Here is a 10,611-nt window from a genome sequence, read left to right on the forward strand (position 1 = left end):
TCACAATGCCATGGCTTAAAATCGGTAAGTCGCTTGCAACGCAAATATATTCCAATATTTTCGTAATGCGGCTGGGTCTTGGTTATCTTGCTCTGCCGCCCATCCAGTCCCCTCCACATTATGAAGTTCGGCTCGAAACAGCCAGTCAGCGTTAGGCCTCCAACCCACGCCGAGGGTAATATCTTTACTATAAAAATTATGCGCCGGACGCCCAAATAACTGACTATTTAATACCCCTTGGGGATCATCGCCATCCAGTTTCAGATCATCATAGCGCAGTAACAAATCCCAGTTATAGTTCAGACGATATTGGAGCTGCAGATAATAGGACGTCAGCGGCGTCTTTGGACGAGCAGCATAAATACCGCCTAATTCCGTCCAATCGATATCATGCACCATATACTCACCGGTCAAACTCCAATGCTCGGTATTGTACTGCGCTGACAACATCGCCACATTCAGCTTCAAGTCGCCTTTATTAAACTCATAGGGAAACGAACCACCGGCAGGCTTATAACTCAAACGATATTCAGAAACAGTCGCACCGACTCTGACACCACCGTTATTTGTATTATAAACAATACGCCCCATTAAGCCTTCTGAGTCGTCGAACTTCCCCGCGGCATCCATCGCTAAATAAGCATATTCAACATTGGTATCCTTTTGCGGACTGCCATACAGCAAGTCGATATCGAACCAACCACCAGGCGCCGACAAGGAGCCATACAGAATAGCGCCATCAATGGAGAGCTCTAAGTCCCGGGCCTGATCAAAATAAAGTGACTGCGGCAACATAATACTCGGCCGAGTAAAAGCAACGTCTCGTGTTTCATTATAAAAACCAAAGGGCACCTTAAGACGCCCTACCCTCACACCAACCGCCTGTTCAACGGAATCGGTGAAGCGGTAATCCAGCAGCGCATAATCAAGCTTGGGCTCGCCGTTATCGACTTCGCCGGCTTGACGGGACATCACCTGAACCGCGCCACGCAGTTTCGGCGTAAAGCGATAAGCAGTATTTAAACCGATTTCGTGAAAATCAAAACTACCGTGATCGCTACTTTCACCATAAACATTATTGTGATCGGTAGCGAAGAAGCCTTGCGTGATAAAACCATTAACTGAGAAATCATGATCCGCATGATCGGCATCATCCGCATAACTCACGGAGCACCATGCACTAAGCCCTGACACAAGAAGGGCCGGGAGATATTTAAAACTCATCGACCACCCTCACTTTTTCAAGGTTTAGGTTAAATGACTTATCAATATAGCCAATCGCTCCCTTATGCTGGCTAACTTTGCGATACATCTCTTCCATGGTATCCACCTGTTCAGGTTCAGAGCCTGCGCCAGTAAAAACCTGACGGTCCCACTTATTTCTTAACTGATAAGGAAATATTTGTAGATGCTGCTTAACAAACAAGCGATGTAGGGGGTTTCTGTCAGGCAACACAAACACCCGTATTGGCCGTCCATCTGGCCAGCGGGTAACACGCATTGAAAAAACAGCGAAAAGGAAATTTCTGTTGAGCGTCTGCTCTTTAACATCTTGTGAGACGATCACTGAATGCGCGAAAGCGTTTCCTACCGAGAGACTCAGTACGACAGCGAACAGCAGTGATGTCCTTATCAGCCAAACCATTAAATGATTACCCATAAAATCATTAAGTTATTGAGTATATACGAAGCTTGCAGGACAAAGAATGTTCTACCGCAAAAAGCTGGCAATATTTAAGGAAAACAGAAGGAGTAGATAAGAGAAAAAGTGGCGTCCCATAGGGGGTTCGAACCCCTGTTACCGCCGTGAAAGGGCGGTGTCCTAGGCCACTAGACGAATGGGACGCATACAGACAAACTGTAGATTGGAGCGGAATATCGGGCTCGAACCGACGACCTGAACCTTGGCAAGGTTCCGCTCTACCAACTGAGCTAATTCCGCCTTACAAAAGATGGCGTCCCATAGGGGGTTCGAACCCCTGTTACCGCCGTGAAAGGGCGGTGTCCTAGACCACTAGACGAATGGGACATACATATTTGTAAACTTCCTCATCAGAGGAGGCGCGTATATTAATGACTAACCCCACTGCCGTCAAGCAAAAATCTACAAAAAACTCATCCGATGACAACAACTGCAGCACGACAAAAAATCGGCGCCAAAAACGCTCGCCATATCGCCAAAAGATGACAAGATCCCAGACGGCAAAATAACTAAGAGTCAGCAAAGGATAAAACAGAGAAACGATTAAGTATAAAAAAAGGAGCTATAAACAGGAAGGTAAAACAGGAAGGAAACGATAGAGAGTAATGCAAAATGGAGCGGAATATCGGGCTCGAACCGACGACCTGAACCTTGGCAAGGTTCCGCTCTACCAACTGAGCTAATTCCGCGTCATAAAAGATGGCGTCCCATAGGGGGTTCGAACCCCTGTTACCGCCGTGAAAGGGCGGTGTCCTAGGCCACTAGACGAATGGGACGCTGTGGCTCTGTTTCCAGAAGACGGGGCGTATCTTATTGATATGACCTGTTTTGGTCAACCCCTTAAAGGCAATTTTATGATGTTTTTTGCATTATTCTTAACAAAACAAATTCCCTAGCAGCAACAGCAGCCGATCGCCCTCTCTTTAGCCACGACCTAGTGCGCCTCTAGCACCGCCGCAAACCGCCATCAACCATCCTTTATAGAGGGATAGCCGTACTGAATTTATCTCGGCGCAACGAGATCAAGGTGCGAAACTTACTCAGATTAGCATCGGTCGAAAGATACTTGCGCGTAAAGGTTTCATAACTCTCCATATCTTCAACCATCAGGATCAACATGAAATCCACTTCACCGGTCACCTGATAGCACTGCGTCACTTCAGGTGCTGAGTTCATCTTCCGCTTAAAGGCTTCATAGATATCCAATTGATCGCGCACCATTTCCACTTCGACAATCACATTGATGTAGCGCCCCACTAACCGTGGGTCAATGAGCGCAACTTCCGCCATGATGATCCCTTCATCTCTTAAGCGACGTACGCGCCGCAGACAAGCTGGCGGAGACAAGCCCACTTTTTCGGCTAAATTTTGATTACTGATCCGGTCATCCCGTTGCAGGATATTCAAAATACTCCGATCAATTCTATCCAGATTCACCATCAGCCCGCCTTAAAGTTAATTTATGGAAACAATATAACTAAAATTAGAAATAAAATTACATAAAACCGATATTAAATGAAATCATAAAACACAACTTATGATTAGACTAGCGAGCTTAGTAAATCGATTGACGGACCTTGTTATGCAACACCAACTCAGCTCTTTTATTTATGAGACCATTCCCAGCCTGGCCCGCGAAATCTATGCGGTCTGTCTGATGCTGTTCAAGTTGACGATTCCTGTATTAATTATCGTTAAGCTATTAGAGGAGCTAGGGGCTATTCCCTATATCAGCCGAGTGCTAGAACCTGTCATGCAGTTGGTCGGTCTGCCGGATTCAATGGGGCTCGTATGGGCGACCACGTTATTGACGAGCATCTACGGCGGCATGCTGATCTTTTTTCAGCTGGCACCACAGGAAAACCTCACGGTCGCTCAGGTCACCGTCATCAGCACGCTGATGTTGATTGCCCACAGTCTGCCCATCGAGTTACGTATTGTTCAAAAGGCAGGGGTGAAAATCGTCTTCGCCCTACTGATCCGCGTCATACCTGCGCTTATCCTAGGCGCACTTCTGCATCACAGCTACCTTTGGGGAGACTGGCTACAACAACCGGTCGTGCTGATGTGGCAACCCCCTGTCACCGATGACAGCCTACTCAGTTGGGGGCTTAATCAATTACAAAGCTTCATGATGATTATTGTCGTCATCACGGTACTCATGAGTCTGTTACGGTTTTTACGCTGGATACATATCGAACGTTTAATGATCTGGCTGCTGCAACCCGTGCTGAAGTTATTAGGTATTGGCCCTCAAGCCGCCTCCTTAACAATTGTTGGTGTCACCCTTGGCCTATCATTCGGTGGCGGCCTCTTGATTCGTGAGGCACAAAGCGGCCGCGTGAGCCCCAAAGATTGTTTTTCTGCATTATGCTTACTCAGCTTATGTCATAGCATGATTGAAGATACACTGCTGGTCATGACACTGGGCGCCGATCTATCCGGGGTACTCTGGGCAAGACTGATCTTTAGTCTCGTCTTCATTGCTATTATGACCCGGGTGCTAAATAGACTTTCAGAGCCCACCCAACATCGTTGGTTACTTAACCCCGCCATCAGAGACTGAGGATTACCTTTATGCAAACCGACACCAGTGAACAGCGCAAAGGCGTACTGTTCGCGCTTTCAGCCTATGGCATGTGGGGGCTATTCCCCATCTATTTTAAAAGCGTAGCCGCTGTTAGCCCACTGGAGATTCTCTCTCACCGGATTGTCTGGTCGGTCATCTTTATGGCTCTGTTCATCCTTGCATCGGGGCGCTGGCAAGTTCTGTTAGAGAACCTGCGGCAAAAGAAATTGCTCGCCTGCCTCGGTGCCTCCGCTATTTTAATCTCCATTAACTGGGGAGTATTTATCTGGGCCGTCGGTCAGGGACATATACTGGAAACCTCAATGGGTTATTTTATAAACCCACTGGTGAGCCTGCTACTGGGTATGATTTTTCTCGGCGAGCGACTAAGAAAAGTACAATGGATAGCCATATGCCTAGCGGTTGCCGGTGTTGCCTATCAACTGATACTACTAGGCAACCTACCCTGGGTGGCTCTGGTACTGGCTTGCAGTTTCGGCACCTATGGACTGCTGCGTAAACAGATAGTCATCGATCCATTCTCAGGCTTGTTAATTGAAACCTTGCTCCTCAGCCCCTTTGCCTTGGTCTATCTATTCTGGCTGCAACAGCATGATCAGCTCATCTTCCTGACGGCTAACATCACAACATCCTGGTTACTGGTCGCGGGCGGTATTGTCACCAGCCTGCCCTTGATCTGTTTCGCGGCTGGCGTCAAACGGTTACCGCTAACGGTTAATGGGCTACTGATGTATATCACTCCCAGTATCACCTTTATTCTGGCTGTCGTTGTCTACGACGAACCCATGAACCTTAACCGACTCGTGACCTTTGCGCTGATATGGAGTGGCCTGATTATATTCACCGTAGAGGGCATATGGCGGGCACGAAACACACCGGACATCCTTCTAGAGCCAACGGTGGCGGTCAAATAGACTCCAACGCCCACTCCATAGGCGGGTTTAGTTTGCGCTGTTTAATATATTAAGTTATACACTGCCCTCACTATTTTGGTAAGGCTTAACCTGTTCGCAATACAGGCAGATACCCAGCACAAGGAAATAAGAATCCAGCATGGAAATAAGTCAGCAAGAACAAAAAAAAGGGATTCTGTATGCCCTCGCCGCCTATGGCATGTGGGGCTTAATTCCTGTTTACTTCAAATCAGTCGCGAGCATCAGCCCCTTTGAAATTGTTGCTCACCGGGTGATTTGGTCGGTGATTTTTTTAGCTCTGTTTATGGCGGCAACGGGCCGTTGGCAAACACTGATGGATAACCTGCGTCAGAAAAAACTGCTGGCTAGTCTGACGCTCTCAGCCATCATTATTTCATTCAATTGGTTGGTGTTTATTTGGGCTGTCGCACAGGAGCGCATTCTAGAAGCCTCTTTGGGCTACTATATTAATCCACTGATCAGCGTTCTATTAGGGATGATCTTTCTCGGGGAACGGCTGCGCATAGCGCAATGGCTGGCCATCTTGATCGCCACGGCCGGTGTCGCCTATCAACTGATCTTACTGGGTAGCCTGCCCTGGGTTGCGCTAGCGCTGGCCTTCAGTTTTGGCTTCTATGGCTTATTACGTAAACGTATTGTTGTCGATCCGTTTTCTGGCTTACTGATCGAAACATTGATTCTCAGCCCCATCGCATTGATTTACCTATTCTGGCTGCAGCAGCAGGGTCAGTTAACCTTTATCCACAGCGGCACCAATACCATGATACTGCTAGCGGCAGCGGGCATCGTCACCAGCCTGCCACTGATTTGCTTCGCCGCCGGTGCCCGTCGCTTAACACTCACCATGAATGGGCTGCTGCAATATATTGCACCGAGTATCGCCTTTTTATTGGCCGTGTTTGTTTATCATGAACCCCTGAATAGTGATCGACTCATCACCTTCGCACTCATCTGGATAGGTTTAATTCTCTTCACATCGGAAAGTCTCTGGCGGAGCCGTAAAATCCGTGCCGAAACCATTCAGCTTTAAGCCATCATCACGCACCATGGACAACCCCAAAAGCGCCGGTAATCCCAAAAAATACCGGTGCTTTTTTACCACGAGAACACCCTGAGTTAAAACGGTAAGGCGTTAGAGAATCACCCTTCAGCAGTGCATTTATAACGCAAGCCACGCATCGAATTTAATAACTCCTGATGCTTTCATCAGCTTCTATCTCACCGGAGCGTCCTCAAATCTCCAGATAAACCCTCACTAATCATCTTTGCTAATCGTTATCTCAAGCGATTTAGCATTACCCGCAAACCACTTCTGAACATACAGAGAGCCCACTATCGGCGCCGTTCCCTCTTCAGGAACCTCTTTGTAGCGAACACTGTTTTTGGTTTCTTTCTCAAACTCAAACTTAACGACTTTTTTAGACATAGCGTTTCCCACTCAAATAAGTTCGCCCCAAGGATCTAGCGACAATTGTTTTCAACATGAACGATTAACTGATGATAGTTGCAGCATCACTTATCCAAACCAGCCATGCTGCGGTTGGCTCAATGCTACTTGCTTTGCCCCGCGGCTTAAAGGGATAGCGACGATGCGGATAAGGTTCGGCAATCCCCCCTTTTTTAGGTAAGCCTAATCTTAACTCCGTTCAAACGACGCTCTGACCACTTAACGTTTTCTCAACGCGCTAAACCAAACAAGAGCACAGTGCCCATCAGCATAAAATCACCAAGACACTCATATAAAAAGCCCATATAAAATAAGACGCTGCGGTGTTACCCCTAACGATTCTTAGGTACTATATGAACAACCTCTAATGTGCACTATCCAGCGCCAAGGTGCGAATAAAAAGAGAGCCGCTCACACTAAAGACTTGTTGGCATCTATGACCTACACCCGCTAAATAAAGCAGGCAAAATAATACCGACCGAGGTTTTCATGCGCATTACTTATGGAATTATCATTGTCATCCTGTGCATTGCGTCATTAATCGGCATGCAAAAGTGGCTAGGGCCTGTTTTACCCGCCCTAACCGTCGAAACGCTTCCGCTGGAGTTACGCATTGTGGCCAGCGGTGAAGTCCGCTATCAATCGCTTGCGCGCATAGGCAGTGAAATAACCGGAACCGTTGTGGCGCGTCATGTCCGTGAAGGTGATCAGGTTAAAAAAGGGGATTTACTCATAGAGCTAAACTCTAAAGAGCTGCAATCTAGCTTATCCCAAGCCAAAACCTTACTCGAGCAACTGCAAAAAAATAGTCGACCACAAGCACAAGCCGCATTAGTTGAAGCCAAGGAGAACTTACAACAAGCGAGCCGAGAAGCTCGACGCCGTGAAGCGTTAGCCAAAAAAGGCATGCTCCCTGCCGAGCAAGTTGAGCAAGCCCAGCGCATAGAAAAAAACGCCAAAACGGCCTTAACCCGTGCGCAACTGGCCGCCGATGCCCTCGCCCCAAACAACACAGAAGAACACTTATTACAGCAACGTGTGGCCAGCGCAGAAGCTGAATTAGCAAAAACACGGCTTTACGCCCCTTTTGCTGGGCGTGTACAAACACGCAATGTTGAGCCCGGTGATCTGGTTCAACCGGGCAAGGTATTACTAGAGATCGCTCGCAGCGACGGCCTTGAAGTAGTGGTAGCCTTAGATGAAAAAAACTTTGCCCCGGTTAAATTAGACCAGCCTGTGCAATTAATCGCAGATGCTTGGCCACAGATAACGATCCCTGGGGTCGTCAGCTTTATCGCTCCAGCCGTAGACAGCGGACGCGGTACAATCGACGTTCACATTGACGTCCTAGCCAATGACTCAAATGAACAACACGCCCTGCTACAAGGCATGACCGTTTCGGCGAATATCATTACCGCAGAACGCGAACGCACGCTTGTCCTGCCCAATGACTACATCTTATTTAACGCTAATGGCAAAGCCCAAGTGGCACGCTGGCAAGATGGCAAGGTGAACTTAGTGGATGTCACACTGGGACTACAAAATGCCACCCACAGTGAAATCACCTCCGGTTTACAACAAGATGATGTGGTCGTACAAACGGCTAATCCCAATGACACGCTAGCGAACGGTCAACGTGCCCGCGTGCATTTTGAGCAGGTGCAACATGTCATTTTTTAATGCCATTAGTCGTTTGCGTAATTCACTTTGGATTGAATGGCGCATTGCCATACGTTTTCTGGCCGAAAGCCCATTACAAACCTTACTAATCAGTGTGGCTATCTCTGTTGGCGCGGCGGTCATTGTTTTTATTACGGCATTAATCATGGGTCTGCAAATTAATCTTATCAACAAAACCCTTGGCACTCAGGCTCATATTCGAATTGAAGCCACCCAACAGCACAATAACTTTTCAGAATTTCCAGAGGGCAAATACGTTTGGACATTTGAAAACCCTAGAGCACAGCGTTTACAAACCATTAATAACTGGCAAGAAGTACGGGACACTCTGGATCAATACTCAGCATTCAATACCGTCTCCCCATTAATTTCAGGGCCTGCCTTTGCCACAAAAGGCTCCGCACGGTCCTCGGTTGCATTAATGGGCATCGACCCTAAGCGTTATACCGGCATTATCAACCTTGAAGAATACTTAACCGAGGGGCAGTTCAGCATTGAGGCCAGCGATATATTAATCGGTTACCAACTGGCGAAAGACTTAGGTCTACGCAGCGGTGACAAGCTACGCATTGATGCAGGTGATAATCACCAAGCGGTTATGAATGTTGCCGGAATTTTTGAATTAGGTGTACGGGAATTAGACAGCCGCTATGTTTACACCAGTCTAAAGCAAGCACAAACCCTGCTAAACTTGCCCGGTGGCATCACCATTTTAGAAATCAAAATCTCGGATGTTTTCAGCGCCGAATACTGGGCACAACGCATTCAAAAACTAACCGGTTTGTATGTACAAAGCTGGATGGAAAGTAATGGCCAGCTACTCAATGCACTCAACTCACAAAGCATGACCACTCAAATAATTCGCGTCTTTGTTGCCATGTCTGTCATCTTTGGTATTGCCAGTGTGCTAGCGGTCAGCGTGGTACAGCGCACCCGAGAAATTGGAATCTTGCGTGCCATGGGAAGCTCCCAGCAACAGATTTTACGGGTCTTCTTATTGCAAGGCGGCCTACTGGGATTAACCGGTTCGTTATTAGGCGTACTCATGGGTTACACCTTAATTCAGATATTCAACGCGATCGACACCAAGTTATTTGTTATTGAGCTTGAGACATCTATGATGCTATCTGCCATCTTCATTGCCACCCTTGCCGGTGTACTAGCGGCCATGGTGCCAGCCCGTCGAGCAGCGAAATACGACCCAGCCGTGGCCATACGTTATGTCTAACTCATCAGTATTAATCACCCCAGATAATCAGCAAACCGTCTTACAGCTCGATAAGATCAATAAGGTTTTTAATGAAGGCACGCCCTTAGCCAATCATGTTTTGCATGATGTCTCTTTGCAGGTTAGCCGTGGTGAACTGGTAGCCTTAGTGGGCACCTCCGGCTCAGGCAAAAGCACCCTATTAAATGTCATGGGCTTATTGGATCTGTATTCATCGGGCGAGTTGCGCATTCAAGGGCACCTCACCCAAGGCCTAAGCGAGCAACAACGCACCCAATTGCGCAGCGAATCCATTGGTTTTGTGTTTCAGTTTCATCACCTAATCAACGCATTTAGCACCATCGACAATGTGCTTATGCCCTTAATGCTGCGCTACGGCAAACCCAACCAAGAACAAACGGAATACGCCCAATACTTACTAAACGAAGTGGGACTAGCGAACTACGCGCATATCGCCACCAACCGCTTGTCCGGCGGACAGCAACAGCGAGTCGCCATTGCCCGCGCCTTAGTCTCACGCCCAGCATTAATTTTAGCGGACGAACCCACGGGCAACTTAGACACCCAAACCGCCGACGAAGTCTTCGACTTATTTGAACGCTTTAACGTCGAACATCAGTGCGCTATCGTCATCGTCACTCACGATCCGCGCTTAAGCGCACGCTGCCCACGCACTATACGACTCACCGACGGGCGTATTGTCTATGATGGTGCGTCTGCAAACTTACCTAATGCATTTACAAAGACAGTGTGAGGCGGCATAAAATGAAGTGGTTATAGTTTCCCGGACACACAGATGTGGGTAATATCCCCACTAATAGAGGTGTGTTCGAATGAATCAAAAGAAAGCCAATACTTATACTGCTGAATTTAAAGAGTCAGCCATCAAACTGGCAGTAGAATCCAGTCAACCGGTAACCCAAACCGCCAGAGAGCTGGGAATTAACGTTAATACTTTGCATACTTGGATCAATAATTATCGCCGTAAGAATCCTGGTGACGCTCCTCAAGTTGATGATGAACATCTCT

General features: G+C 47.6%; 11 protein-coding genes and 5 tRNA genes. 7 read left to right on the forward strand and 9 right to left on the reverse strand.

The annotated features are described in order from the left end of the window. Window positions 1–15: 15 nt before the first annotated feature. From EH243_RS14890 to EH243_RS14925, 8 genes are all read right to left on the reverse strand, one after another. Complete coding sequence (locus EH243_RS14890; protein WP_126159457.1) at window positions 16–1,224, reverse strand: porin family protein; 1,209 nt, start codon at window positions 1,222–1,224, stop codon at window positions 16–18. Beyond that, window positions 1,214–1,501, reverse strand: coding sequence for a hypothetical protein (locus tag EH243_RS14895; RefSeq protein ID WP_241235099.1), 288 nt, complete (start codon window positions 1,499–1,501; stop codon window positions 1,214–1,216). The genes EH243_RS14890 and EH243_RS14895 overlap by 11 nt, the downstream gene beginning before the upstream one ends. Window positions 1,502–1,769: 268 nt before the next feature. After that, window positions 1,770–1,845 (reverse strand) — tRNA-Glu (locus EH243_RS14900). 21 nt (window positions 1,846–1,866) lie between these two features. Next, window positions 1,867–1,942, reverse strand: a tRNA-Gly gene (locus EH243_RS14905). An 11-nt stretch (window positions 1,943–1,953) separates the two neighbouring features. Further along, window positions 1,954–2,029 (reverse strand) — tRNA-Glu (locus EH243_RS14910). A gap of 286 nt (window positions 2,030–2,315) precedes the next feature. After that, window positions 2,316–2,391, reverse strand: a tRNA-Gly gene (locus EH243_RS14915). Window positions 2,392–2,402: 11 nt separating this feature from the next. Beyond that, window positions 2,403–2,478 (reverse strand) — tRNA-Glu (locus EH243_RS14920). 202 nt (window positions 2,479–2,680) lie between these two features. Next, complete coding sequence (locus tag EH243_RS14925) at window positions 2,681–3,142, reverse strand: Lrp/AsnC family transcriptional regulator (RefSeq protein WP_338142350.1); 462 nt, start codon at window positions 3,140–3,142, stop codon at window positions 2,681–2,683. 142 nt (window positions 3,143–3,284) lie between these two features. On the opposite strand from EH243_RS14925, the gene EH243_RS14930 reads away from it, so the two are divergent. From EH243_RS14930 to rarD (EH243_RS14940), 3 genes are all read left to right on the forward strand, one after another. Further along, window positions 3,285–4,268, forward strand: a complete 984-nt coding sequence (locus EH243_RS14930; RefSeq protein ID WP_126159458.1) for a nucleoside recognition domain-containing protein — start codon at window positions 3,285–3,287, stop codon at window positions 4,266–4,268. An 11-nt stretch (window positions 4,269–4,279) separates the two neighbouring features. Continuing rightward, the gene (gene rarD, locus EH243_RS14935) at window positions 4,280–5,206 is read left to right on the forward strand and encodes an EamA family transporter RarD (protein ID WP_126159459.1); all 927 of its coding nucleotides are present in this window, start codon (window positions 4,280–4,282) and stop codon (window positions 5,204–5,206) included. A 139-nt stretch (window positions 5,207–5,345) separates the two neighbouring features. Next, on the forward strand, window positions 5,346–6,257 hold the full coding sequence (rarD, locus tag EH243_RS14940; RefSeq protein WP_126159460.1) for an EamA family transporter RarD: 912 nt from the start codon (window positions 5,346–5,348) through the stop codon (window positions 6,255–6,257). Between the two features lie 225 nt (window positions 6,258–6,482). Here rarD (EH243_RS14940) and EH243_RS18550 read toward each other — a convergent pair whose 3' ends face one another. After that, window positions 6,483–6,653 (reverse strand): hypothetical protein, encoded by a 171-nt coding sequence (locus tag EH243_RS18550; protein ID WP_164549133.1) that lies wholly within the window; start codon window positions 6,651–6,653, stop codon window positions 6,483–6,485. A gap of 510 nt (window positions 6,654–7,163) precedes the next feature. Here EH243_RS18550 and EH243_RS14945 point away from each other — a divergent pair. From EH243_RS14945 to EH243_RS14960, 4 genes are all read left to right on the forward strand, one after another. After that, entirely contained in the window at window positions 7,164–8,354 is a 1,191-nt protein-coding gene (locus tag EH243_RS14945; RefSeq protein ID WP_126159461.1) for an efflux RND transporter periplasmic adaptor subunit, read from the forward strand. Further along, window positions 8,341–9,582: an ABC transporter permease gene (locus tag EH243_RS14950; protein ID WP_126159462.1), complete on the forward strand. Its 1,242-nt coding sequence runs from the start codon at window positions 8,341–8,343 to the stop codon at window positions 9,580–9,582. Before EH243_RS14945 ends, EH243_RS14950 begins: the two co-directional genes overlap by 14 nt. Further along, on the forward strand, window positions 9,575–10,336 hold the full coding sequence (locus tag EH243_RS14955) for an ABC transporter ATP-binding protein (protein WP_126159463.1): 762 nt from the start codon (window positions 9,575–9,577) through the stop codon (window positions 10,334–10,336). The genes EH243_RS14950 and EH243_RS14955 overlap by 8 nt, the downstream gene beginning before the upstream one ends. A 79-nt stretch (window positions 10,337–10,415) precedes the next feature. Further along, window positions 10,416–10,611 (forward strand): transposase (locus EH243_RS14960; RefSeq protein ID WP_164549134.1); only part of this gene is annotated, 196 nt, incomplete at its 3' end.

The organism is Amphritea opalescens (assembly GCF_003957515.1).
Taxonomy (GTDB): domain Bacteria; phylum Pseudomonadota; class Gammaproteobacteria; order Pseudomonadales; family Balneatricaceae; genus Amphritea; species Amphritea opalescens.